This is a genomic window from Staphylococcus sp. FSL W8-1270, from assembly GCF_038007165.1.
In the GTDB taxonomy this organism is placed as follows: domain Bacteria; phylum Bacillota; class Bacilli; order Staphylococcales; family Staphylococcaceae; genus Staphylococcus; species Staphylococcus hominis.
Map to the genome: position 1 here is coordinate 1,785,922 of NZ_JBBOWQ010000001.1, position 25,793 is coordinate 1,811,714.

A 25,793-nucleotide genomic window follows, 5' to 3' on the forward strand; every position below is an offset into this window, starting at 1 on the left:
CTGGGAAGCGGGACAGAATTTAATTTCAATTCATCATCTCACGCTTCCCCTCATTTTTATAAAAAATCGAATACTCCACTTTGCATTAATTATTTATAATATATTGATCTATAAAATGAGTCACTTTTTTTGACTGAATATAACCGTCAGCCACATATTCATCGTTCATTGTAATAAGCGGGTAAAACAACTCATCATTTTCAATTTGCTCAATATATTGTTGATCATGATCACTTAAATTTTCAGTTTCTTTTTGAAAATCGATATATGTATATTCGAAATGAATATTAGGATATTTTCTTTCTAATAATGGTTTTAGCCACTCATACGTATTTTTAGAAGTTGGTGCATTGACACAACTAGCACACACTACATCCGCACCGTAAACAACAACACTTACTTTTGTCATATATTAATCCCCCGTTTAGTTTTATAGATTTTTCTTTCTTTATCTATTATAATAAATTAATAATAAGTTTATGAAGTATTTTACTTGAAAGGAGACATATCTCATGCCTACTGAGAATGCAACAATGTTTGATCAAGTAGCCGAAGTTATTGAACGTTTACGTCCGTTTTTATTACGTGACGGAGGAGATTGTACATTAGTCGATGTAGAAGATGGCATCGTAAAATTACAATTACATGGTGCGTGTGGAACATGCCCAAGCTCAACTATTACATTAAAAGCAGGTATAGAACGTGCTTTACACGAAGAAGTACCCGGCGTTATAGAAGTAGAACAAGTTTTCTAACGATATAAATTAAAGACACCCTACCCTCAGTATTTAATCAGAGTAGGGTGTTTTTTTTTTTGCTATTTAGAATTGAGTTTGATGATTGTTCATATGTTTTTCAATTTGACGATCCATGTATACCCAACCTTTCCAACCTACATGTACCACATCACTTAATACATATTTTTCATAGTCTTTATTTGACATATCATACACTTTCCCACCATGTGCGACAACAGTTTTATGTATTTTTTTATAGACAGGTTCACGTGTTGAACGGTGAATACCTAAATGATCGTACCATTTACCATTTACTGGAAGAATAACATATTGTACATCAGCACCTGCTTGATGCATTGTATCTACTAGTAAAGATAAATCCTTAAACTCTGGTGAATTCATTTTAAATTCATATTGGCGACGATTCATTGGCTTTTTATGCATTAGTTTTTTCCAATATTCGTTACGGATACCATAACTATTAGAAGTAGAACGTTTTTCACCAAGTTGCACTGCTTTATTACTCATGTTTTTCCAAGAATCATTGGGTGATGTAAGTGAGTGTACATGAGTTAATGGTGATTTATCTAATGAAAAGTATGTTTTTATTGCCTCAATTTTAAGAAGTTGACTTTCTTTAAACTTAGAAATATAACGACCTTTTGGGTTGCTTGGATCTTTTACTAATTCTTTTAAATATTCCTTATTAGGAACACTTCTAAATTTTAATAATCGTTTAGCATAGCGTTGTTTTAACTCTGAAGGCATATCCTTTTGTTGAAATATCTGATTGATTTGATTTGGTGTCGTACGCGCAGCCATATCCATATCATTAACGCCATGTGTACTAAACCATTGTGGTGAAATGATAAATGTCATCTTTTTACCTTTAAGTTGATCATATTGACCCGCTAATTCAATAGCATTAATTAAATCTGTATTACCGCCCGTACCAACTAAGAATACAGGCTTTGTATTTTTTCGATGATGCATTGCTATCGCAGGATTAAACGGATCACGTTTATTTAACTCACTTGAACCATAAAGTGGATAATATTTATCATTACTAAATAATTGATTTTGAATGAGCGTACCTTTAAGTACTTGATCAGTTAGTGACGTTCTATTATCAGCAAGTGTCTTATTGTTAACGAGACCAGTAAACCAACTCGCAGGCATTAATACAAAAGCTAAAAATATGATTCCACTAATAAGAATTGGTAAAAATGGTTTGAATTTCATCGTAATTCTTCTAAAGCTTCAACAATTTTATTAGGAGTTGCCCATTCATCGCGATCAAAATCCATAATTGATACTTCAATTCCTAATCTATTTTGAATTTCTAATAATAATCCAACTGTTTGAAATGAATCAATAATTCCTTCTTCAAAAATCTCAACATCTGGGTTTTCTTTAACTACGTCATTTTCTGCTACATCAGCTAATACTTCTAAAACTTGTTCTCTAAATTCCATCATTTATTTCTCCCTTTAAATTAATTTTCCTGAGAATATTAAGAAGCCAAATGCTACAAAATGGAATGTGATAATAACACTTAATGCTGTAGCAAAACCATTTTGAAAGCGAGGTGGATGTTTCTTTCTCCAGCGTTCATAATATCCATATCCGATAAACATTAAACCGTGATAAATACCATATACAATATAAAATACTTCTAATCCGTGCCATACACCCATAATAAAGAAATTTAAGAAGAAGGCAAAATTTGACATTGCAAATTGATTCTTCATTATTTTTTTACTAGACATATAGAACAATGTTCTCATATAAACACAGTCTCTAAACCAGAATGATAATGACATATGCCATCTATTCCAGAAATCTTTAATGTTACGTGCTTTAAACGGCTGTTTAAAGTTTGGTGGTGTATTAATGCCATATAGATAACTCACTGCTATTGCAAATAAACTATAACCTGCAAAGTCAAAAAATAGGTAAAAGCTATAGGCATACATATATAACCATTTATGAGTAAAACCATGTAAATGCATTAATAATGGCATAATTGCATATACATTAATTAAATGAGCAATAATATATTTATATAAGAAGCCCATCATAATCATATGAATCGCTTTAACTACCATACCTCTGTATTGCTCACCAGTTGGTATTTTTTTATCGTCTTTGACAAAACGTTTATAACGGTCGATGGGTCCTGAAGATACTGTTGGAAAGAATGAAATAAATTGAATCAATTTCCCCACTTTAATTTCTTTAATAGAACCATCTCTAATTTCCATTATAAGTTGTACACTTTTAAAAGTAACATATGAGATTCCTAAGAATCCGACAAATTCAATTAACTTATGTTCATGGAAATGTATTTGATGTCCACCTAACCATGAACTTTGTAATATTTTAACAAGTGCTAAAGGTAAAATAGATAAAATCATAATAATTAAAAATTTAATAAAAGTATTATTTTTTTGTCGTGATTTGTAATACCACATGATTAATAGCACTTGCCATATTAAATAAATTACAAAACTGATTAATTGAACACTTAAATATTTCTGTCCAAATAAATTGTATGTATCTGAAGAGAAAATAATCACAATCATAATCACTGTACTTATCCCATTGTATACATAGCTTCGCTTACCTAAAAATCCGAGTATGATGACTGGTAAAAGAACGATAAATACGACTAAGAAGAAGGTAAACGTACCATAAGGAATCATGCGTCGATATCCTCTGCAACTTGTTTACGATCAAGTTTTCCATTTGATGTTAATGGAAGTTGTTCCATCCAAACGAATTTTCTCGGAATCATATATTCAGGTAAGCGAGATTTCAATTCATTTTTAATGTTTCTGGTCATCTCTAAGTCATTATCAACTTTTTTAGTAGGTACAATAGCACCTACAAGATAAACAACTTTTCCATTTTTATAAATTGGCACAACAACAGTTTCTCTAACGTATTTTGAGTGTCTTAGTTGTGTTTCAATTTCTTCTAGTTCCATGCGATAACCGTTTAACTTTATTTGAAAATCGATACGTCCTTGGATAAACCAATAACCATCTTTTTCAATAGCTTTATCACCCGTGTGATAAATGCGAACGCCATTATCAAACTTAAATACTGCTTCAGTTTTTTCTTTGTTTTTTAGATATCCTAAACTCACACTTGTTCCTTTAATAACAAGTTCACCTTCATCAGTTGTTGATAGTGTAGTATTCGGTCTTGCTACACCTACTGGAAGTGGGTTATAACGTTCTAAAATCTCGGGTGTGATTTTTACACCAGTAACTGCAACTGTCGCTTCCGTTGGTCCATATGTGTTATAAACAATTGCATTTGGATATCTATCAACAAGTGCTTTAGCTGTTCTATGCGGTAAAATTTCTCCACAAAAGAAGAAATGATTTAAACTTGGATAATCTTTTTCATTAAGGTTAGGAAGTAATAAACACATTTCTATAAATGATGGTGTTGATACCCAAGCATTAATTGGCGTTTGAACAAGCATTTCATTTAATAACTTCGGTTTTTTTATCATATCTTTATCTACTAAGTTAAGTGTTCCACCAGATGTTAAACATGGATAAATTGCCATTACAGATAAATCAAATGAAAATGGTGCTTGGTTCAGCCACTCCTGATGATTATCTGTTTCATTTAATGAGACCATCCATTCTGCAAATTCTATTAAACTCGCATACTCAATTTGCACACCTTTAGGCTCACCTGTAGAACCAGAAGTGAATATAGTATAAACAACATCTGTTTTATCCATTTGACTATCAAAAACAATAGGATAATCAGAATGTTTAATATCTTCGATTGTAAGTTCTTTCCTTGGTTGATTCACACTTGAATCAGTTGTATTTAAAATAAATGTTGGATCTACTTTATTCATAATCATTTCTACACGTTCTATTGGAACTGACGTATCAATTGGGACATAGCCACATCCTGCTTTGATTGCTCCTATCATTCCAACTACCATATATGGTGACATATGACCATAGATGATTAATGGCTTATTTGTATCTTGCAAATAATGTGCTAGCTTACTAGATTCTTCTATAAGTTGACGATACGTTAACTCATCTGATTTATGTCTAATAGCTACTCGATCTGGATTTTTTTGTCCAATATCATTAATTAAATTTATAATATCTGTCATCCTTTGACTCCTTACTAGAATTCGTTATATATAAAGTTATTATGTGTATCGCCTGAACCATATATAAGATACAAAGCTATAAAAATTGCTAAGTATAGAATAGTCAGTAGATATGGTTTTGCTTTTTCATAAAAAACACTTATTTTTTTAGTTTCTCTCAATTGAATATTACACCTCACAAACATTGCTATTTATTTTGAAGAACAATTCTACTTATTTTATATTTAGTAAAGTTATCTTACTATCAAGAAATATTATATCGCACTTTTATTTTTACACTTTATTATATAAAAATATTAATTATATATCAAATTTATTTTATATAATAATTAGTGAGTGTTAAATATGTATCTATCTTATCCGATATGTCCTTATTCTTATCTTTGATATTCTATATATTAGTACTAATGATTACATATCACAATTACACAGAGCATAACAAAACTGTTAGATATAAAAACTTCTTATTACTCATATCATCAATTTAAGTAATAAGAAGTTATCATAGAAATTATTTTTATTAATTAGTATTACTTTCTAATTCAGCTATAGCCACATTCAAATCTTTAAATGAATAGGTTGGCTTTGGTTGTTTAGTTTGAATTTCTTCATAAGATGTTACACCTGTTTGTACATGTACCGTATCCATCCCCACATTAATACCAGACATTATATCTGTATCATACAAATCTCCCACCATAGCCACTTCAGACTTATCGAGTTTCAAAATATCTAAAGCAATTTGCATGATGATGGTTTCTGGTTTACCAATAAATTGTGGCTGTTGTCCAGTAGATACACTAACCACACTTGTAATAGCTCCATTTCCAGGTAAGAAGCCTCTTTCTTTAGGAATTGAGACATCTGGATTCGTAGAGATAAATTTTGCGCCTTTACGTACTGCTAAAGTAGCTATTGCAAGTTTTTCATATGTGACTGCTTCATCTAAACCGATAACTACGTAATCTACATTCTCATCTTCTTTTACGGTTAAACCTGCATCGGTTAATGCTGTTCTTAAACCATTACCTCCTAGCATATACACACTAGCTTGACTATTTTCTTCTGCAATGTAATTTGCCGTAGCTAGAGCAGAAGTAACTACTTCGTCTGGTTTAGCGTCAATCTTCATTTCTTTTAACTTTTCTGTTACTTCTTCAGGCGTCTTAGTAGAGTTATTAGTAACATATAAATGAGGAATATCGTTTTTGTTCAAATAATCGATAAATTGAGCAGCACCATCAATTTCTGCTGTACCCATATACATTGTTCCATCTAAATCGATTAAATAACCTTTATAATTTTTCATTATGAATAATCTCCTTTTCCAAAAGCGGTAATTGGCACATTTTCTTTTTTTAGAAATTGAGTAACTTCTTTCACAAATTGTCGATAATACGGTATTGAGGTGTCAAATAATGGTACAAGTGTTTCAACTTCTAATTCTGTATAATGATGTGCAAACTGTTTTCTGATTTTAACTGTATCATTAATATGGTTTTGTGTATCTTTGGAAATCACCCCTTCAAGTTCTAAAATATCAATAACATCTTTATAGTTACCAGGATCTCTCAAAATAAAAGCGTCAATAATCATATTTCCAATATCTACTGATGATTCAATTAACATTTGCGCAATACGTTCAAATGCATAATGATTTGATTTATTTGTTTCATAATCCTTAATAAGCTGATTTAAATATTTTATTTTAAGTGCTAATTTATCTTTATCTACAAAATACATATCGGTCACCTCTTATTATTATTATCATATCATAGTTTTGCATCATGCATCATTTGTCGTTATACTAATTTCACATATTAAAAATAAAGGAGCATGACTGATATGATAGATATGTTTCTGTACGATGATGAGGAACAATCGCAAGCACAATTTGTAGGATTTGTAGGTGAACATAGTCGCTATGATTTAATGCTTATTCAGACCGATCGTCATTACGGTAAAACACTGGTATTAAATCTTCAAACTAATAAATTTGGCATCATAGGCACAGATGATATTGAAGAAGAAGGATATATTGCTCATATATTAGGTGTGTCTCAAGAAGAAAGCGAAGAAATCATTGAATATCTAAATCAAGTTATTCAATAAATGAAAGGTCAAAACAATGATATTTACAAAATATACATTGTTTTGACCTTTCATTATTTATTATTCTTTTTTTCAGTAGATTGCGTAGCTTGTATTGTTGGTTTTATTTTAACATCATGTAATTTATCCTCTACTTCATCTACACTATCTAGTTCTAATCGTTCATTATCATTAATATGTCTCACTATGAAATATGGACAACCAAAATTACAATATTCCAAAATATAATCTTGAATGGTTGAAAAACGTTTTGAAATTTCAGCTTTTTTATTTGAATCTTTATAAAATCCTTTTAAACGTAATTGATCATAACCAAAATCCCCAACTACAAAATCATATTTATCAAGTATATCTGAATATCTTGAAGCAAATAATTCTTCGTCAAAGCATTCTCTATAATCTTCAATTAATTCAAAATACTGTTGATTAACTTTAATCATAATAAGTCACCTTTAATTGTAATTATAATAAAAACTTAGATTGCCTATTTTAAAGAAAAAGAGCAATCTAAGTTTTAGCATCCATCTATTAATAAACATTGTTAATTGACTTTATGTACTCATATTATTGTTTCACAAGATAATATGACTTCATTATGCAATATCACTTAACAGAAAGTTTATTATAAATTTTTGGGTTAATATTATTTTTGTTGTAACTGTTCTTCTCCAAGACGGTGTTTTTCTTTTGCCGCTTCATTTACTTGTTCATCAGCATGATAAGAACTTCGTACCATTGGACCAGCTTCACAATGTTTAAATCCTTTTTCCATTGCAATTTTTCTTAATTTACCAAATTCTAATGGAGTATAATACTTTTCAACTTTTAAGTGTTTACGTGATGGTTGTAAATATTGACCAATTGTTAAAATATCAACATCATTTGCACGTAAGTCATCCATTGTTTCATAAATTTCTTCCAATGTTTCACCTAAACCTACCATTAAACTTGATTTAGTTGGAATATCAGGTTGTAACTCTTTAGAACGACGTAAGAATTCTAATGTTCTGTCGTAAGTCGCACGCGCACGAACTCTTGGAGTTAAACGACGTACTGTTTCAATGTTATGGTTTAAAATATCAGGTCTTGAAGCCATTAGTGTTTCAAGTGCTTCATAATCCCCACCCATATCTGACGGTAAAATTTCAATTGTCGTATATGGATTACGTTCACGTACTTTACGAACCGTTTCTGCATATACATTAGATCCTGCATCTCTTAAATCATCACGTGCAACAGCTGTGATAACAACATGTTTAAGATTCATTAGTTCTACAGACTCTGCAACACGTTCTGGTTCATTTAAATCTAGTTCATTAGGTAAGCCAGTTTTTACTGCACAGAAACGACAAGCTCTTGTACATACCGCACCTAAAATCATAAATGTAGCCGTACGTCTAGCTCCCCAACATTCATGTATATTTGGACATTTTGCTTCTTCACAAACTGTATGTAAATTTTTCTCACGCATCATTTTCTTGAGGCCGATGTAGTTTTCATTAGTGTTTAGCTTTATTTTCAACCAATCTGGTTTACGTAAAATCTCTTCATTTTTAGTAGCCATAACAACACATACCCTCCTGTTTAATCTATCTTCAACTATTATAACGAAATTTACATTAAATTAAAATGTAATAACTTATAAAATTAAGACATAACTATGAACATTTGTGTACTAAGAAGAATGATGCATATGAATTAATTTTTCTTTAAAGATATCTCTTAAAAATTCAGGCATTAAATAATCAATCGATGTTCCTTTTAATAATGGGAAATATCTTCCAAATGTATACATATCTACAGTTCCTAATATATAGGTACGGTTATCTTCTATTTCTTGTCCATCTACAAAGAAGCGATGTTCTGATTGAATAAATCCACATTTATATAATATATAACCACCAAAAATATCACCTCTAAATCCTAATCCTTGGACATGTTCATACATATATTCTTGCTTTTGACTTTTTAAGATTATCTTTTTCAATTCAGAACCTTTCAAACGTACACGAACTAAGTTGATTGGATGAGGTAACATAGTATGGATATCGTATTCAGTAAGTTGATCGCTCTCAACATTATTAACAATTAATCCAGCATTAATAATTGTACAATCTGCATTTGTAAATTCATACACACTTTCTGCAAGTAAATAAGTCGTTTTTGTAATCACATTTGTTTTACTAGATAAAGAAACTGGCTTATTAATAATCGCCTTATTCATCAAATCTTTTCCTTCTTCATCAAAATGTGTTTTAACCACTGGTAATGTGTCTACTGGATGTAATGTAGCCTCTTTAGTAACTACTTTTTTATTTTCAATCGTTAAATTCACTTCTCCAAGATAATGTCCATATTTCCCTGCTGCTGCCATAAGTACACCATTATTGACTTCACCATGATTAAAATGATGATGTGTGTGGCTTCCTAGTATCACATCTATCTCTGGGATTTCTTGACATAATTTTTCATCAAAAAAGACACCTACATGACTCATAACTATTAATACATCGTATTGTCCTTTGCGTTGTTCAATTTCGTCTTTGATGGCTTCTAATGGGTCTGTCACAATCCAATCAAGTGCTCGATAGAATGGCGTGAAAGGTGCCGTCGCTGCTACAAATAAAAAGCGTACATCTTCTATTTCTTTTATATAAGATGTGGCAATATGACGAGGTAAGTGGCCATCTTCGTCTAAAACATTAGCACATATGACTTTAAATTGTGCATCATTGTAAAGATTATTTAATGCTTCATGAGAAATAGTCATTCCTTCATTATTCCCAATTGTAGCAATATCACAATGAGCCTCATTTAAAAGTTCAACATTTTTTTTGCCCATAGTTGCTTCTGTTACTGGTGTAGATAAATCAACATGATCACCAATATCTAAATAAAGTGAAGGGTGTTGAAGTTCAGGTCGGTGTTCAGCCATGTACGTCATAATACGTGCATATTCATTAAGGTGACTATGAATGTCATTTGTATGAAAAATTGTAAGCTTCACTTAAATTCCTCCTGTTTTATTATAGAAACGATTTAATAATTAGATATACACCCATAATTAACATTACTGTGCGTAATAATAATACTACTGTTTCTGATTTAATCGAGTGATTTATTTTTACTCCAATTTGAGCGCCAATATAACTAGAAATGATTAGAATAATTGAATATGACCAAGCAACATGACCTTGAATAATATGACCAATTGAACTCATAACACTTGAAAAGAAAATCATCATCATACTTGTCCCTACTGCTACATGAGGTGGAAATCTAAATACTATAAGCATTAAAGGAGTCATCAACGCTCCACCACCAATTCCAAATAAACCTGTAAGTACACCTATAAATAATGTAGCAAAGAAGGCAAACATAGGTGGAACGCTATAATGATAAGTCATCCCTTTAGCATCGATGTATGTTTTACGATACTTTTCCTTATCGAATATTTTAAATGGTTTAATTTTATATCTAATCATCAATAAAATAGATACACAGATCATAAAAATACCAAAGTATAAATTAAACGAATTTAATGTTAAATATCTACTTAAAAATGAACCAATAAGTGAACCAGGTAATAATCCAAATAAAAATATGGATCCATTTTTAATATCTACTTGCTTTGTTTTCAAATAACCAATAGATGAAGAAAGTCCAGTTACAATAAGAATAACCGATGACGTACCAATTGCAATCTGAGTAGTGATGCCGTGTAATAGATGATGGTTCACTCCTAAATACACTAAAGTAGGTACGATAATTATACCACCACCAATACCTACTAAAGAACCTAATACTGCAGATAATAATCCAATTAAAACTAATAAAATCATTGTTAAAAACATTATAATTCGCCTCTTAGAAAAATTTTAATTGCTGAGGTGCTAAGCCTGTATACTCTATATCTAAAATATTTTGATAGGTTTTAGCATTTTGAGCTGCATGACCACCAGAATTATTATTAAAAACAACATAGACCTTTTCAGCTTTTTGTTCTAATATTTGAACTTTATTTGCTAAATCTTTTAATTCATTTTCATTATAATTATATAAATATCTAACATCTCGCCACTCTTGATCAGTCATATCTTTTTTAGTCCAACCATGCTGATTTCTACCATGATAACGCACAAAAGCGGTACTAGAAGTTATACGATTGACTAAAGGTATAGACCCATCTTTAATTTGTGGTTCATCTACGACCGCATGAATAATTTGATGTTCGGTTAAAAACATTAAAGTTTGTTCTTTAAATTGGGAATTAAACCAAGATTGATGTCTAAATTCTACACACATGGGGATATCTTCTAGCTGTTGTCGAACATACAAAATATAATTTATATTTTGAGCTGTACAATCAAACCAAGGTGGAAATTGCACAAGTACCATTGCTAATTTATGATGTGCAATCAGTGGTTCAAGCATGTGTCTAAATTGTTTAAATAGTTCAGATCGTGAATCAGCATAAGTTTTATAATCTGAGTGAAGCGTCAATGCTTGATGAATCTTAACGATAAACTGAAACTTATCTGGTGTTTCATTGATCCATTTCAATATATTACGTTCAGGTTGGATAGCATAATATGAGGCATCAAGTTCAACAACAGGAAAATGACTCGCATACGTACGTAATTTATCTGTTTGTCTTTCAAGATCTTCATATAAAGAATAATGATCTCCCCATCCAGTTAAACCGATATTAATCATTTTTATCACCAGATATATGATACCACATTCAAAATTAATATATCACTTGTTGTATACTAACTTTACATTTTCTTATTATTTTAAAATCGCTACTATAACACCCTAAGTTTGCGTTAATAACTGATTCATTTGTAAAAATAATTAATCTATTAAATCGTTCACTTTTGATTAGTAGCTAATTTGTAACTACTTGTCTTCTAATATATTGTGTTAACTGGTTTTAAACTAGATAAGGTAGAATATCGCCATCATAATTAATCATAGCTTTAAAAACAAAAGAACTAGAATGTTAAACATTCTAGTTCTTTTAACTATTAGCTTAAGCTATATCTTAAATTATCCGATTGAACCTTCCATTTCAAATTTAATAAGACGGTTCATTTCTACAGCATACTCCATTGGTAATTCTTTAGTAAATGGTTCGATGAATCCCATAACAATCATCTCTGTTGCTTCTTCTTCAGAAATCCCTCTACTCATTAGATAGAATAATTGTTCTTCAGATACTTTAGAAACTTTCGCTTCATGTTCTAATGAAATATTATCATTAAATACTTCATTATATGGAATTGTGTCTGAAGTTGATTCGTTATCTAGAATTAATGTATCGCATTCGATATTTGAACGCGCACCTTTAGCTTTGCGTCCAAAGTGAACGATACCGCGATAGATTACTTTACCACCGTTTTTAGAAATTGATTTAGATACGATAGTTGAAGATGTATTTGGGGCTTTATGAATCATTTTAGCACCTGCATCTTGAACTTGACCTTTACCCGCAAATGCGATGGATAATGTACTACCTTTCGCACCTTCACCTAATAATACACAGTTAGGGTATTTCATTGTTAACTTAGAACCTAAGTTACCGTCAACCCATTCCATATTACCATTTTCATGAACAAACGTACGTTTAGTAACTAAGTTATACACATTGTTAGCCCAGTTTTGGATAGTAGTATAACGAACATGTGCATCTTTATGAACAATAATTTCAACTACTGCTGAGTGTAATGAACTTGTAGTATATACTGGTGCAGTACAACCCTCAACATAGTTTACTGAAGCCCCTTCATCAGCAATAATTAATGTACGTTCGAATTGACCCATATTTTCTGAGTTAATTCGGAAGTACGCTTGTAATGGTGTATCTAATTTAACGTTTTTAGGTACATAGATGAATGAACCACCTGACCATACTGCTGAATTTAATGCTGCGAATTTATTATCAGCTGCTGGAACAACAGAAGCAAAGTATTCTTTAAATAAGTCTTCATTTTCACGTAAAGCACTGTCTGTATCTTTAAAGATTATCCCTTTTTCTTCTAATTCTTTTTCCATATTATGATATACAACTTCTGATTCATATTGTGCAGAAACACCAGCTAAATATTTTTGTTCTGCTTCTGGTATACCTAATTTATCAAATGTACGTTTAATTTCTTCAGGTACTTCATCCCAAGAACGTTCAGTATGCTCTGAAGGCTTAACATAATAAGTAATGTCATCAAAATTCAATTCTGATAAATCGCCACCCCATTGAGGCATTGGGATTTTATAGAATAGTTTTAAAGCTTTTAATCGGAAATTAAGCATCCATTCTGGTTCTTCTTTCATCTTAGAAATTTCTCTAACAATATTTTCTGTTAGACCACGTTCTGATCTGAAAATGGAAACATCCTCATCATGGAAACCATATTTATAATCTCCAACATCAGGTGCTTTTTTAGCCATTTCAATCACTCCTTAAATATATTTAAAACGATATACGCATCATTTATCTTTCACTACTATCTATAGTCATTGTAACAACATGAAAACTATATAAAAAGAAATATGTGTAAAATGTCACAGCACCATAGTGCTTAGAATAACATTTATTACCTATTCGTATTTTATTCTTCAGTTGTACCTTCTGCTTTACCTTCTTTTTGCACTGTACCTTTTTCTAAAGCTTTCCACGCTAACGTTGCACATTTAATACGCGCTGGGAATTGAGAAACCCCTTGTAATGCTTCTACATCTCCCATATCTTCAGTGATGTTATAATCTTCACCTAACATCATTTTAGTAAATTCTTGACTCATTTGCATTGCTTCACCTAATGAATGACCTTTAACTGCTTCAGTCATCATCGATGCACTTGACATTGAAATTGAGCAACCTTCACCTTCGAATTTCGCCTCTTGAATGATACCATCTTCGATATCAAATGTTAGTCTAATGCGATCACCACAAGTAGGATTATTCATATCTACTGTCATTGATCCATTATCTAAAACGCCTTTATTACGAGGATTCTTATAATGATCCATAATTACAGATCTATAAAGTTGATCTAAATTATTAAAACTCATATGAGAAAAACTCCTTCGTTTGTTTCAATGCTTCTACTAATTGGTCAACATCTTCTTTAGTATTATAAATATAAAAACTTGCTCTTGCAGTAGATGATACATTTAACCATTTCATTAATGGTTGCGCACAGTGATGTCCAGCTCTAACAGCGACACCTTCAGTATCTACTGCTGTAGCAACATCATGTGGATGAATATCAGCTAAATTAAAAGTGATCACACCTGCACGTCTTTCTTTAGGGGGACCATATATTTCTAATCCTTCAATTGAAGATAATTGCTCATATGCATATTCTGTTAATTCTTTTTCATGCTGATGAATGGCATCAAAGCCTATATTTTCGATATAACGAATAGCTTCAGCCAATCCAATAGCTTGAGCAATAATCGGTGTACCAGCTTCAAATTTAGTAGGTAAGTCAGCCCATGTTGCATCGTACTTACTTACAAAATCAATCATGTCCCCACCATACTCAACAGGTTCCATGTTTTGAAGTAGTTCACGTTTTCCATATAATACACCAATACCAGTCGGTCCTAACATTTTGTGACCGCTAAAGCTAAAGAAATCAACATCTAAATCTTGAACATCGATATCCATATGAGGTGCAGATTGTGCTCCATCAACACTAATAATAGCACCGTGTTCATGCGCAATCTTAGCAATTGCTTTTATATCATTAATGGTACCTAAGACATTAGACACATGAGTAATAGCTACAATCTTAGTATTGTCATTAATTGTCGATTTGACATCTTCAATTCTTAGTTCACCATCATCAGTCATAGGAATAAATTTTAAAGTAGCTTTTTTTCGTTTAGCTAGCTGTTGCCAAGGCACAATATTAGCATGATGTTCCATCTCTGTCACAACGATTTCGTCGCCTTCGTTAATATTAGCGTCTCCATAACTATGTGCAACAATATTAATTGAAGCAGTCGTACCTCTAGTAAAAATAATTTCTTCAAAATATTTAGCATTAATGAAACGTCGTACTGTCTCACGAGCACTTTCATATCCATCTGTTGCTAAAGAACCTAGAGTATGCACACCACGATGCACATTAGAATTGTAACGTTTATAATAATCATCTAATACATTTAATACTTGCACTGGTGTTTGACTTGTTGCTGTTGAATCAAGATAAGCTAATCGTTTTCCATTAATTTTTTGATTTAGTATAGGAAAGTCTTCAATAATTTCTTGTATGTTTAATGAAGTTTCGGCCACTACCTTCACGACCTTTCTTTTATTGAAAATCTCAATGATCTATTTATTTACTTTAAGTTCGATGACTTCTCGTAATTGACGTTTCACATCTTCAATTGGTAATTCACGGACAACTGGATCTAAGAAACCATGAATAACAAGACGTTCTGCTTCTTTTTGAGAAATACCACGGCTCATTAAGTAGTAAAGTTGTTCTGGGTCAACACGACCAACCGAAGCTGCATGACCTGCTTCAACATCATCTTCATCGATAAGTAGAATAGGGTTCGCATCTCCGCGAGCATGCTCTGAAAGCATTAACACACGAGATTCTTGATTTGCGATAGATTTTGTACCGCCATGCTTAATATATCCAATACCATTAAATACAGATGAAGCATTTTCACGCATTACACCATGTTTTAAGATATAACCATTTGTTTCCTTACCATATTGAACGATTTTAGATGTTAAGTTAATTTTTTGATCACCAGTACCAACAATGACTGATTTTAGTTCACTTGTTGAACGATCACCAATTAAGTTAGTAGTATTATCAATAATTTGGCTTCCCTCATTCATTAAACCTAAAGCCCAATTAATTGATGCATCTGCTGCCGTCACACCACGACGGATAATGTGACCTGTAAATCCTTTATCTAGATAGTCAACTGAACCATAAGTAATGTTTGAATTTGCTCCTGCAATCACTTCAGAAATAATATTGACTTGATTACCTTCACCACTTGCAGTTGAAAGGTAATTCTCAACATATGTTACTTCAGCACTTTCTTCCGTTACAATAATGGCATGATTAAATAAACTTGCATTCTCATTGTCATGTAATACTACATATTGAATAGGGTCTTCAACTACTACATTTTTAGGGACATATACAAATACGCCACCATTCAATAATGCTGTATGCAAAGCAGTTAATCGATGTTCATCTACTGTAACTGCATCTTTCATTAAATATTTTTCTACTAATTCACTATGATCTTGTAGCGCTTTTGATAAACCTTCAATAATAACATTATTATGATTTGCTTGTTCTGATACTTGTGTGAAAGCTAAATCATTATTATGTTGAATAATTAAATTTTTAGAATTTTCTATATCAATAATATTTTTAACTGATTCAGGAAGTTCTGATACATCATTATATGATTCACTTTCAACATGATGTTGTTTAAATGCATCGAAATCCCATTTTCTTAGTTTTGTTTTATCTGGTTTAGGCATTTCTAAAGTTTCTGTTAATTTCAAAGCTTTTTGACGTAGTTCAGTCATCCAAGAAGGTTCATTTTGTGCTTTAGAATAATCAACAAGTTGTGCTTCAGAAATATTTAAAGTTTCTGTTGTCATAATGCTTTTTCCTCCTACTTGATGAAAAATTTTAGTAACTGAATCGATATATAAACTGTTTATTTCCACATTTTAAAATCAATCAGTTCTTTTAATGAATAGTGTTTATTTTGTTTAATGACCTATTCAGTTGCACCAAATTCTTCTTTAACCCATTCATAACCTTCTTCTTCAAGACGTTTAGCTAATTCTGGACCGCCTGATTTTACAACTTTACCGCCATACATAACATGTACTTTATCAGGAGTAATATAGTTTAATAAACGTTGATAGTGTGTAATCATTAATGCACCGAAATCTTCGCCACGCATTTCATTGATTCCTTTAGAAACGACTTTTAATGCATCAATATCTAAACCTGAGTCAATTTCATCTAAAATCGCAAATTTGGGTTCTAACATCATTAATTGTAAGATTTCATTACGTTTTTTCTCCCCACCTGAGAAACCTTCATTTAAATAACGTTGCGCCATATCTTTATCAATATCTAAGAAATCCATTTGTTTATCTAATTTTTTAATAAATTGCATTAAGTTAATTTCTTGACCTTCTTCACGTTTTGCATTAATCGCTGAACGCATAAAGTCTGCATTTGTTACACCAGTAATTTCTGATGGATATTGCATTGCTAAGAAAAGACCTGCTTTTGCTCTTTCGTCAACATCTAATTCTAAAATATTTACACCATCAAGTAATACTTCACCTTGAGTGACTTCATAACTTGGGTGACCCATAATTGCAGAAGATAATGTTGATTTACCTGTACCATTAGGTCCCATGATTGCGTGAACTTCACCAGTATTAACTGTTAAATTAACACCTTTTAAAATTTCTTTATCTTCAATAGACACATGTAAGTCTTTAATTTCTAATGTTGATGACATTTATATTCCCTCCATAAAATATAAAGTTTTCTTAACTAGTTTATAGTAATTTTAATTTATAGTCAAAAAGACTTCTAACACTTTAATACACTTAATTATAACGTAAATAGTCCTTAATATAAACTTATTAAAATAACAAAAAAGACTATATTTTCGCCAAAACTGTTTCGAAATCACTTCAATTTTCAAGTGCGACTGATAATCAAAAGGCATCTGTTCTCAATAGGTAACTAGATACTAACGATGATTAACTATTTAATATTTCAATGTAAGGTGAAAATTTGGTAATATTCGTATTAACTTAATAAAGAAAGAAAGGAGACCTTTATGACATTCAAATGGAAAAATATTTTAAAAGGATTTGCTATGGGGACTTCAGATTTAGTTCCAGGAATCAGTGGAGGTACCATTGCTTTACTTTTAGGGATTTATGATGATTTTATTTCATCCATTAGTGGATTGTTTTCTAAACGGTTTTGGCCAAGTCTAAAATTTTTACTTCCTATATTAATAGGAATGATTTTAGCGATTGGTGTACTTAGTAATTTAATTCATTACCTACTCGATCATCATCATGTAATAACGATGTTCTTTTTTACTGGTTTAATTATAGGCATTGTCCCTTACCTATTAAAAACTTCAGATTTTAAAAAAACATTTACAACTAAACACTATGGATTATTAATTTTAGGAATCATAGTTATAGTAGCATTAACAATATTAAATCCTAGCACACAGCAATCAAGTTTAACACTTCAATTATCTTTTAGTCTTATTATTAAATATTTTATAGCAGGTGTTTGTGCTTCTAGTGCAATGCTACTTCCAGGTATCTCTGGCTCATTTATGCTACTTGTATTCGGTGCATATGGAACAATAATGTTAGCTATTGCTAATTTAGCTAAATTTAACTTTACCGGTCTGCCTATATTAATAGTAGTTGGTTTAGGTATTTTATGTGGATTTCTATTTTCAAGCCGTATTATAAAATACTTTTTAACCCACCACTTTATTGGAACATTTGCCTTAATTACTGGTTTTGTTATTGGTTCAATTTATGCTGTATTCCCAGGAATTCCTAAATCACCAGTAGAATGGATTGTTTCGATTATTTCTTTAGTAATAGGATATATAGTAAGTTATTCATTAGGACTAATTACGTCTAACAATGATACTCAGACATAATATTCTAAAATAAACAAAAAACGCATGTGTTTAACACATGCGTTCTCTTCTAGTTAAAACGACTTATTTATCGCCTTTTAATTTATCAATAACATCATTTGCTTTATCTTTAACGTTATCAACCACTTCTTTAGCTTTACCTGAAGCTTTGTCGCCTTGACCTTCTTTTTCTAAATCTTTATTATCAGTTGCATTACCAACTGTTTCCTTAATATTACCTTTAGCTTGTTCAAATTTATCTTCTGCCATTTTAAATTCCTCCTTGTTGAACATTTCATTCTTAAATGATTTTTGTAATATTAACATACCCAATACATATCATGTATAAACATAAATTCTGTTATTTTTTTATATTTTCTGTCTAATTAAAATAATTGTTATAATAACATTGTTCAATTTACTTATCCAATTGGAGATGATAACTATGACATTTGTTAATTTTACTGCTATGACAGAAAAAGGTTTAAATAAAAAAGTCAATGCATTCTTAGAAGAACATCCATATATAGAAATTGTTAAATTTGAATATGCGATGGGTCAAGGTGGTATCGGCGTTGGAATACTATATCAAGACGATTCAAGTTTATAATATAAATGACTGCAATAAATGTATTGATATAAAATAAAAAAGAGTCCGGGACATAAAGTATCTAGATAAGTGAAAAAAGACAATTTCTATTGAAATAATATAGAAATTGTCTTTTTTATAATTTTTTTGATTATTTTCAGCTCGTTGAGCTGTTACTTTTCTTATATTAAGTGCCATTAGCACAAATCCTAGTTCTCTTTTGGCTTTATTTATCCCTCGAACGGACATTCGAGTGAAACCCAAAATAGCCTTCATAAATCCAAAAACAGGCTCCACATCAATTTTTCTTTGACTGTAGATGGTTTTTATTTTTGGTTCTGAAAGCTTTTTATTAATTTGGGCTTTAAAATATTCCCAATTATAATTTTTCATTATTTTTTTATTCGTTTTTGAATTGTATTTCATGCATTGGTGTCTCAGAGGACATTCTGAACAATCATCACATTCATATAATTTGAAGTCTCTCTTAAACCCATATTTATCATGGCGATAGGCATATCTTTTAAAACCCAATCGCTTATTGTTTGGACAAATATATTCATCGTTAATTTCGTCATAATCCCAATTTTGAGTGTTAAAGATGTCGCTTTTATATTTTTTAGTTTTATCTTTTATAAACATACCGTAGGTTATAAGTGGTATTCGATTAAAATCATCTATAATTGCCATATAATTGGGTTCGCTACCATAACCTGCATCAGCTACAATATATTCAGGTAAATGACCGTAGGTCTCTTGAATTAAATTTAAAAATGGTATCATCGTTCTTGTATCAGTCGGATTTTGATACACATTATAAGATAAAACGAATTGAGAATTTGTCGCTATTTGTAAATTATAACCTGGCTTGAGTTGTCCATTTTTCATATGATCTTCTTTCATTCTCATAAATGTGGCATCATGATCTGTTTTAGAATAACTATTTCTATCCTTTAAAATAGATTTTTGGACGTCGTATTTATGCTTTCGCCCAGAGTAATCATTAATTTGCTTTTTGTATTGTTTAATTTTAGTTCTTTTGAGCCGTATTTGTTTTCTTATTTTAGTACATTTTTCATTATCGATATGTTGATTTAAATCTTCGATTTCTTTATCCAAATGACTACCAATCAAATCTATTTCTTCCTTTGTTAAGTCATTATCGTGATCTTTTTTAATCTCAGGTATGATTTTATTTGTTATCAATTCATGATAGAGTGCTTTAGAATCTTCATTCATTTTTGTCTCATGGTTTTGAATACTCTTTTTCCATACAAATGTATATCGATTGGCATTCGCCTCAACTTTCGTACCATCAATAAAAATGGCCTGATCATCTATAAGATGTTGTTTCAAACACTGACTATGAAATTGAATAAATAATGATTCTAATAAAGCATCTACTTTTGGATTGACTCTAAATCGATTAATCGTTTTATAAGAAGGCTTTTGATTTTGTGATAGCCACATCATCCGGATGCTATCATTAAGTAATTTTTCTATCTTACGACCTGAAAACACAGATTGTGTGTAGGCATATAGAATGACTTTTAACATCATTTTTGGATGGTATGAGGTTGCACCACGATGATGTCTGAATTCATCGAATTCAGTTTTAGGAATTGTTTCTACAATATCATTGACATGTCGTGACATATCATTTGTGGGGATAAGAACTGAAGTTTCCAATGGTAGAGTAAGTTGAGTCATGTTATAATCTTTATACATAAGGCACCTCGTTAATTTAGTTTAGTGATATTTATTAAATTATACGAAAGGGCCTTATTTTTTTAAAGTATTTCAATGTAAAATTACATATAAATACAAAGTATTTTGGCGAGACTCTTGAGGGAACAGGACAAGCTGAAGACTACAGGCTGAAGCTGTCCCCTAAGAAAGCGAGCCAACAATACGTAGTATTGTAAATAAAGAAGCCAGTAAATGAATTTATAATAAACTCATTTACTGGCTATTTTGTTAGGAATTATGTCCCAGCCTCTTTTTACTGCATTATTATTCATTATTTTGCAGGTACAACTGCACCTTTGTATTTTTCATTGATGAAATCACGAATGTCTTTAGATTGTAATACTTCAACTAAAGCTTTAATTTTTTCATCATCTTTATGATCTTTACGAACTGCAATTAGGTTTGCATAAGGGTTATTATTAGGTTTTTCAACTACAATTGAATCTTTTTGTGGACTTAAGCCTTGATCAATAGCATAGTTTGAATTAATAATAGCTGCATCTACATCTTGATTTTGATAGATTTTTGGAAGATATTCAGCTGATTGTTTGTTATTGAATTTAATATCTTTTTTGTTTTCAGTAATATCTTCAAATTTAGCGTCTTCAATTTTTACGCCTTTTTTAATTTTAATTAAGCCTTCATCAACGAAGAATTTTAAGAAACGACCTTGTTCAGCTGGGTTATTTGAAACATAAACTGTCGCACCTTTAGGAAGGTCTTTTAAACTTTTGTATTTTTTAGAATAAACAGCCATTGGTTCTAAATGAACTTTACCTGCATCTTCAATTTTGTATCCTTTTTCTTTACTTTCAGTTTTTAAATAAGGAACGTGTTGGAAGTAGTTAGCATCAAGCTCACCTTTATCTAACAACTTATTAGGTGTAGTGTAATCATTGATTGTTTTAATTTCTAAATTATAACCTTTTTTCTCAAGAAGTGGTTTTGCTTTTTCTAAGATTTCAGCATGTGGTGCTGGTGAGGCACCTACAACGATTTTTTTATCTTTTTCGTCTCCGCCTTTACCACAAGCAGCTAATACAACTGTCAGTGTAAGTACTAATACTAAACTTAAAAGTTTTTTCATTTAATCTGTCCTCTTTTCTATTATCGTTTATCAATTTTATTTGTAAGCCAATCCCCGATGAATTGGATTATAAATACAATAATTAAAATAAATACGGTTGACACTAGAATGACGTCGTTTTGGTTACGTGTAAAACCAGTTAAGTAAGCTAAGTTACCTAAACCACCTGCACCAATAACGCCTGCAATAGCAGTTGAACCAACTAAAGCGATAGCAGTTACTGTAATACCTGAAACAAGTGCTGGCATTGCTTCTGGAAGCAATACTTTTCGAACGACTGTCCAAGTATTCGCACCCATAGACCATGCTGCTTCAATAACGCCTTTATCGATTTCTTTAAATGCGATTTCAACTAATCTTGCGTAGAACGGTGCAGCGCCAATGATTAATGCTGGAAGTGCTCCCGTCGGTCCACTAATTGTACCTAATAATACACTTGTGAACGGAATTAATAACAAAATTAAAATAATAAATGGAATCGCACGGAACAAGTTAACTATAAATGAAACTACCGTATAGAAAATTTTAGCTCCAGGTGCATCACTTTTAGCTGATAAGAAAAGCAGCACACCTAAGATTAAGCCAAAGATAAAAGCAAAAATGGTTGACACTACAGTCATATAAAGTGTTTCATATATTGCTTGCCAAACTTCAGGCCATTGCACGTTAGGCATAGTAATCATTTCATGGAAGATATCACCATATGATTTATCCATGTTTAATCACCTCCACATTTACGTGTTGTTTATGTAACTCAGTTACAAATGTATTAAATCCATCTTCACTAATATGTGGAATATGTACAATTAAAAATCCAATTGAACCTGTACGTGTATTTTTAATATTTGCTTCCAAAATATTTAATTCAATATTCTGCATTCGCGTAATATCAGATACAACAGGTTGTGTGGTATTATTACCGTTGAAATTCAATCTTACAATATAAGCGTCTTTGTTCAATGGTTCTAGATGTTTAATTGAATCTTCAAAATCGTCGTCTAAATCGTCTTTCACGAATCGTTTTGTCACCTCATGTTGAGGATTTTCAAATACTTCATCAACATTACCTTGCTCAATAACACGCCCATTTTCCATCACTGCAACTTCATCACATATGCGTCTAATCACTTGCATTTCATGTGTAATAATCACAATCGTTAGATTTCTTTCTTCTTTTATTTTTAATAGTAAATCTAAAATTTCATCCGTTGTTTGTGGATCTAGCGCACTTGTAGCCTCGTCACATAATAAGACATTCGGATCATTCGCTAATGCACGAGCAATCCCAACTCTTTGTTTTTGACCACCTGATAATTCTGAAGGATAAGCTTTTTCACGACCTTTTAAACCGACCAACTCTACAAGTTCTAAAGCTCTTTGTTTTGCTTCTGCACGAGATACTCCAGCTATTTCTAGTGGGAACATAATATTACTAATGACAGTACGTGACCATAACAAATTAAAATGTTGGAAAATCATACTTACTTTTTGTCGTTTTTTTCTCAAATCTGACTTAGAAAGTTTGTTAATATTGTCTCCATCTATAATGATATCCCCTGAAGTCGGTTCTTCTAGATTATTAAACATTCGAATTAACGTACTTTTACCAGCACCAGAAAACCCAATCACTCCAAAAATTGAGCCTGATTCTATATTCAAGTCAACGTGATCTACTGCTAGTACATCTTTGTTCTTTGTGTGATAGCGTTTAACAACTTGATTTAACTCAATCACGTTAAATGCCTCCCTTAAATTCCTTATGTAATTAAAAAATGCTTTCCCATCTAGAGAGATGAGAAAGCATTTAAAATTATCTTTCTCTCATCTTCTAAAGTCTTAAACTTTATGTGAATTGGCACCATTTCCATTATAGACGGTTGCCGGGCTTCGTAGGGCACATCCCTCCACCTCTCTCGATAAGAGTTTTCGCACTATTTAATTAATTTATATCCTATCACTGTACTAATAATTCGTCAATCATTTTTTTAACTTTTCTAACAAATATGGCACGGATTGAAATGCATAGATTCTATCTACCTCTTTATCCTTATCCATAATTAACAGTACAGGTACAGACATAATTTTATATTCTTCACTAAAATACTTATGGAAATTTAAATCAATTTTTTTAAGTGGTAATTGTTCGATATCATTTGCAATATCTAGCATGCGCTCTGAAATCTTACATGTTCCACACATAGGAGTATATCCAAATATTAAATGTTTATCTTTATCAAAGTGTTCTTTGATGTCTTCGATTTTAATAGAATTATTCATTCACAAGTACTAACCTTTCAGAACTTAAATTAGGTATAAGTTTTTTCTCTTTTTTTACGTTAAATCCGTATTTACTCAATACATGAGCAAGATAATTTTTGGGACAACGTGCGACTTCACAATATGTTTTATCTACATAGATATGTTCACTTTCACTTAAATAACGTTTAAACCACTTTCTAATTTTTTCGCCCTCATCATCTGAATCGGCAAGAATATAGACCTGTTTTCCATATAACGTTTCTATCATATCGTCTAGTTTGTCGATACTCATTGTACCATGTGTACAAATAATATTTACAGGTTCAGCAATGACTTGTTGCACTTTCTTCTTATCAGATTTACCTTCAACAATGATAACTTTATTTAAAATTGCCATGTTCATCCACCTTCTAAGTCGATATTAAACAATCATTTACTTTTTCACGTTATTGATGAATATAAACACAATTTACAGATAATTAATATAATTATATAAAAAACTCCTAGATTTAATATCAAGGAGTTTTAAAAAATTATTCGCCAATCATTTCAGAGTATTGTTCAGCTGATAGTAATTCATCTAATTGACTTTCGTCACTTAATTCAACTTTTACCATCCATGCTTTTTCATAAGGTGATTCATTAACAAATTCTGGACTATCTTCTAATTCGTCGTTTGTTTCAACAATTTTCCCAGAAACAGGTGCATACAATTCAGATACTGTTTTTACTGATTCAACACTACCAAATGTATCCCCTTCATTAATTTCATCATCGACATCTGGTAATTCGACAAATACGATGTCTCCTAATTCACCTTGCGCGTATTCAGTAATACCAATTGTTGCCGTATTTCCTTCAACTTTAACCCATTCATGTTCCTTAGAATATTTGAATTCGCTCGGTACTGCCACGAAAATCCCCTCCTAAAAATAATTACAATTTAATGATGCCATACCGTAAGTTTTCATTCAACTATTAATATTAAAAGTTGTGATTATACTTTCTATAACCATACATCTTTGTATTGTTCTTCATTAAAACCTAATGTAACTTTTTCACCCGAAACCGCTAGCGGACGTTTTACCAACATTCCATCTGAGGCTAAGAGTTCTAATTTTTCATCATTAGATAATTCATTTAATTTATCTTTCAAACCAAGTTCTCTATATTTCACACCATGTGTATTAAAGAATTTATTGATTTCCACTTCTGATTTAACTACTAACTCTTTGAATTCTTGCTTTGTAGGTGTGTGTTGCACAATATCTATAGACTCATAACTCACTCCATGCTCATCTAAAAATCGAGCAGCTTTTTTACAAGTTGTACATTTTGGATATTGATAAAATTTAATCATTCAGTATTATCCTCCTATTTAAACTTATTCTAAATATATCAGATT

Annotated in this window: 31 protein-coding genes and 1 riboswitch; of the genes, 4 read left to right on the top strand and 27 right to left on the bottom strand. The window is 31.1% G+C overall.

Features of this window, described 5'->3' with window-relative positions:
* Positions 1 to 85 precede the first annotated feature (85 nt).
* Positions 86 to 409, bottom strand: coding sequence for a YuzD family protein (locus NSU06_RS08865; protein ID WP_002448149.1), 324 nt, complete (start codon positions 407 to 409; stop codon positions 86 to 88).
* A 103-nt stretch (positions 410 to 512) separates the two neighbouring features.
* Between NSU06_RS08865 and NSU06_RS08870 the strand changes: the two genes are divergently transcribed.
* On the top strand, positions 513 to 755 hold the full coding sequence (locus tag NSU06_RS08870; protein WP_002433501.1) for a NifU family protein: 243 nt from the start codon (positions 513 to 515) through the stop codon (positions 753 to 755).
* A gap of 66 nt (positions 756 to 821) precedes the next feature.
* On the opposite strand, the gene dltD is transcribed toward NSU06_RS08870, so the two are convergent.
* From dltD to NSU06_RS08905, 7 genes are all read right to left on the bottom strand, one after another.
* On the bottom strand, positions 822 to 1,979 hold the full coding sequence (gene dltD / locus NSU06_RS08875) for a D-alanyl-lipoteichoic acid biosynthesis protein DltD (RefSeq protein WP_048679902.1): 1,158 nt from the start codon (positions 1,977 to 1,979) through the stop codon (positions 822 to 824).
* Positions 1,976 to 2,212 (bottom strand): D-alanine--poly(phosphoribitol) ligase subunit 2, encoded by a 237-nt coding sequence (gene dltC, locus NSU06_RS08880; protein WP_017175865.1) that lies wholly within the window; start codon positions 2,210 to 2,212, stop codon positions 1,976 to 1,978. The genes dltD and dltC overlap by 4 nt, the downstream gene beginning before the upstream one ends.
* A 15-nt stretch (positions 2,213 to 2,227) precedes the next feature.
* Positions 2,228 to 3,442: a D-alanyl-lipoteichoic acid biosynthesis protein DltB gene (gene dltB, locus NSU06_RS08885; RefSeq protein ID WP_079335427.1), complete on the bottom strand. Its 1,215-nt coding sequence runs from the start codon at positions 3,440 to 3,442 to the stop codon at positions 2,228 to 2,230.
* Positions 3,439 to 4,893 (bottom strand): D-alanine--poly(phosphoribitol) ligase subunit DltA, encoded by a 1,455-nt coding sequence (gene dltA / locus NSU06_RS08890; RefSeq protein WP_017175866.1) that lies wholly within the window; start codon positions 4,891 to 4,893, stop codon positions 3,439 to 3,441. The genes dltB and dltA overlap by 4 nt, the downstream gene beginning before the upstream one ends.
* 14 nt (positions 4,894 to 4,907) lie before the next feature.
* Positions 4,908 to 5,078 carry a teichoic acid D-Ala incorporation-associated protein DltX gene (locus NSU06_RS08895; protein ID WP_002455559.1) on the bottom strand — a complete coding sequence of 57 codons (171 nt, stop codon included), beginning with the start codon at positions 5,076 to 5,078 and terminating at the stop codon, positions 4,908 to 4,910.
* A 335-nt stretch (positions 5,079 to 5,413) separates the two neighbouring features.
* Complete coding sequence (locus NSU06_RS08900; protein WP_002448132.1) at positions 5,414 to 6,202, bottom strand: TIGR01457 family HAD-type hydrolase; 789 nt, start codon at positions 6,200 to 6,202, stop codon at positions 5,414 to 5,416.
* Positions 6,202 to 6,636, bottom strand: coding sequence for a DUF86 domain-containing protein (locus tag NSU06_RS08905; RefSeq protein WP_017175868.1), 435 nt, complete (start codon positions 6,634 to 6,636; stop codon positions 6,202 to 6,204). The genes NSU06_RS08900 and NSU06_RS08905 overlap by 1 nt, the downstream gene beginning before the upstream one ends.
* 102 nt (positions 6,637 to 6,738) lie before the next feature.
* Between NSU06_RS08905 and NSU06_RS08910 the strand changes: the two genes are divergently transcribed.
* A complete protein-coding gene (locus NSU06_RS08910) occupies positions 6,739 to 7,005 on the top strand; it encodes a DUF3055 domain-containing protein (RefSeq protein WP_002448201.1) in 267 nt (88 codons plus the stop codon).
* 53 nt (positions 7,006 to 7,058) lie between these two features.
* Here NSU06_RS08910 and NSU06_RS08915 read toward each other — a convergent pair whose 3' ends face one another.
* The 10 genes from NSU06_RS08915 to sufC form a co-directional block, all read right to left on the bottom strand.
* Positions 7,059 to 7,445 carry a YutD family protein gene (locus NSU06_RS08915; protein ID WP_017175869.1) on the bottom strand — a complete coding sequence of 129 codons (387 nt, stop codon included), beginning with the start codon at positions 7,443 to 7,445 and terminating at the stop codon, positions 7,059 to 7,061.
* Between the two features lie 203 nt (positions 7,446 to 7,648).
* Positions 7,649 to 8,569 carry a lipoyl synthase gene (gene lipA, locus NSU06_RS08920; RefSeq protein ID WP_002448197.1) on the bottom strand — a complete coding sequence of 307 codons (921 nt, stop codon included), beginning with the start codon at positions 8,567 to 8,569 and terminating at the stop codon, positions 7,649 to 7,651.
* A gap of 111 nt (positions 8,570 to 8,680) precedes the next feature.
* On the bottom strand, positions 8,681 to 10,012 hold the full coding sequence (locus NSU06_RS08925) for a bifunctional metallophosphatase/5'-nucleotidase (protein WP_017175870.1): 1,332 nt from the start codon (positions 10,010 to 10,012) through the stop codon (positions 8,681 to 8,683).
* A gap of 19 nt (positions 10,013 to 10,031) precedes the next feature.
* Entirely contained in the window at positions 10,032 to 10,859 is an 828-nt protein-coding gene (locus tag NSU06_RS08930; RefSeq protein WP_017175871.1) for a sulfite exporter TauE/SafE family protein, read from the bottom strand.
* A 13-nt stretch (positions 10,860 to 10,872) separates the two neighbouring features.
* Complete coding sequence (locus tag NSU06_RS08935) at positions 10,873 to 11,721, bottom strand: DUF72 domain-containing protein (protein ID WP_049379462.1); 849 nt, start codon at positions 11,719 to 11,721, stop codon at positions 10,873 to 10,875.
* Positions 11,722 to 12,057: 336 nt separating this feature from the next.
* Entirely contained in the window at positions 12,058 to 13,455 is a 1,398-nt protein-coding gene (gene sufB, locus NSU06_RS08940; protein WP_002448087.1) for a Fe-S cluster assembly protein SufB, read from the bottom strand.
* 161 nt (positions 13,456 to 13,616) lie between these two features.
* A complete protein-coding gene (gene sufU, locus NSU06_RS08945) occupies positions 13,617 to 14,078 on the bottom strand; it encodes a Fe-S cluster assembly sulfur transfer protein SufU (protein ID WP_002448166.1) in 462 nt (153 codons plus the stop codon).
* Entirely contained in the window at positions 14,068 to 15,318 is a 1,251-nt protein-coding gene (locus NSU06_RS08950; protein ID WP_170999981.1) for a cysteine desulfurase, read from the bottom strand. Before NSU06_RS08950 ends, sufU begins: the two co-directional genes overlap by 11 nt.
* Positions 15,319 to 15,348: 30 nt before the next feature.
* Positions 15,349 to 16,656, bottom strand: a complete 1,308-nt coding sequence (sufD, locus tag NSU06_RS08955; RefSeq protein WP_049379461.1) for a Fe-S cluster assembly protein SufD — start codon at positions 16,654 to 16,656, stop codon at positions 15,349 to 15,351.
* Between the two features lie 122 nt (positions 16,657 to 16,778).
* Positions 16,779 to 17,540 (bottom strand): Fe-S cluster assembly ATPase SufC, encoded by a 762-nt coding sequence (sufC, locus tag NSU06_RS08960; protein WP_049379460.1) that lies wholly within the window; start codon positions 17,538 to 17,540, stop codon positions 16,779 to 16,781.
* A gap of 327 nt (positions 17,541 to 17,867) precedes the next feature.
* On the opposite strand from sufC, the gene NSU06_RS08965 reads away from it, so the two are divergent.
* Positions 17,868 to 18,725: a DUF368 domain-containing protein gene (locus NSU06_RS08965; RefSeq protein ID WP_019835074.1), complete on the top strand. Its 858-nt coding sequence runs from the start codon at positions 17,868 to 17,870 to the stop codon at positions 18,723 to 18,725.
* Between the two features lie 63 nt (positions 18,726 to 18,788).
* Here NSU06_RS08965 and NSU06_RS08970 read toward each other — a convergent pair whose 3' ends face one another.
* Entirely contained in the window at positions 18,789 to 18,974 is a 186-nt protein-coding gene (locus tag NSU06_RS08970) for a CsbD family protein (protein WP_002448111.1), read from the bottom strand.
* A gap of 175 nt (positions 18,975 to 19,149) precedes the next feature.
* On the opposite strand from NSU06_RS08970, the gene NSU06_RS08975 reads away from it, so the two are divergent.
* Entirely contained in the window at positions 19,150 to 19,314 is a 165-nt protein-coding gene (locus NSU06_RS08975; protein ID WP_002448129.1) for a hypothetical protein, read from the top strand.
* Here the strand turns inward: NSU06_RS08975 and NSU06_RS08980 are convergent.
* The 8 genes from NSU06_RS08980 to NSU06_RS09015 form a co-directional block, all read right to left on the bottom strand.
* Positions 19,309 to 21,021, bottom strand: a complete 1,713-nt coding sequence (locus NSU06_RS08980; RefSeq protein ID WP_049379459.1) for an IS1182 family transposase — start codon at positions 21,019 to 21,021, stop codon at positions 19,309 to 19,311. The genes NSU06_RS08975 and NSU06_RS08980 overlap by 6 nt on opposite strands.
* 292 nt (positions 21,022 to 21,313) lie before the next feature.
* On the bottom strand, positions 21,314 to 22,129 hold the full coding sequence (locus NSU06_RS08985; RefSeq protein ID WP_017175876.1) for a MetQ/NlpA family ABC transporter substrate-binding protein: 816 nt from the start codon (positions 22,127 to 22,129) through the stop codon (positions 21,314 to 21,316).
* Positions 22,130 to 22,149: 20 nt separating this feature from the next.
* Entirely contained in the window at positions 22,150 to 22,845 is a 696-nt protein-coding gene (locus NSU06_RS08990; protein ID WP_017175877.1) for a methionine ABC transporter permease, read from the bottom strand.
* The gene (locus NSU06_RS08995) at positions 22,838 to 23,863 is read right to left on the bottom strand and encodes a methionine ABC transporter ATP-binding protein (RefSeq protein ID WP_017175878.1); all 1,026 of its coding nucleotides are present in this window, start codon (positions 23,861 to 23,863) and stop codon (positions 22,838 to 22,840) included. The genes NSU06_RS08990 and NSU06_RS08995 overlap by 8 nt, the downstream gene beginning before the upstream one ends.
* Before the next feature lie 84 nt (positions 23,864 to 23,947).
* A riboswitch (SAM riboswitch) is annotated at positions 23,948 to 24,052 on the bottom strand.
* A gap of 54 nt (positions 24,053 to 24,106) precedes the next feature.
* A complete protein-coding gene (locus NSU06_RS09000) occupies positions 24,107 to 24,406 on the bottom strand; it encodes a thioredoxin family protein (protein ID WP_002448091.1) in 300 nt (99 codons plus the stop codon).
* Positions 24,399 to 24,785, bottom strand: coding sequence for a toprim domain-containing protein (locus NSU06_RS09005; protein WP_002448075.1), 387 nt, complete (start codon positions 24,783 to 24,785; stop codon positions 24,399 to 24,401). Before NSU06_RS09005 ends, NSU06_RS09000 begins: the two co-directional genes overlap by 8 nt.
* 136 nt (positions 24,786 to 24,921) lie before the next feature.
* A complete protein-coding gene (gene gcvH / locus NSU06_RS09010) occupies positions 24,922 to 25,302 on the bottom strand; it encodes a glycine cleavage system protein GcvH (protein WP_017175879.1) in 381 nt (126 codons plus the stop codon).
* Between the two features lie 92 nt (positions 25,303 to 25,394).
* Complete coding sequence (locus NSU06_RS09015) at positions 25,395 to 25,748, bottom strand: arsenate reductase family protein (RefSeq protein ID WP_048761460.1); 354 nt, start codon at positions 25,746 to 25,748, stop codon at positions 25,395 to 25,397.
* Positions 25,749 to 25,793 lie beyond the last annotated feature (45 nt).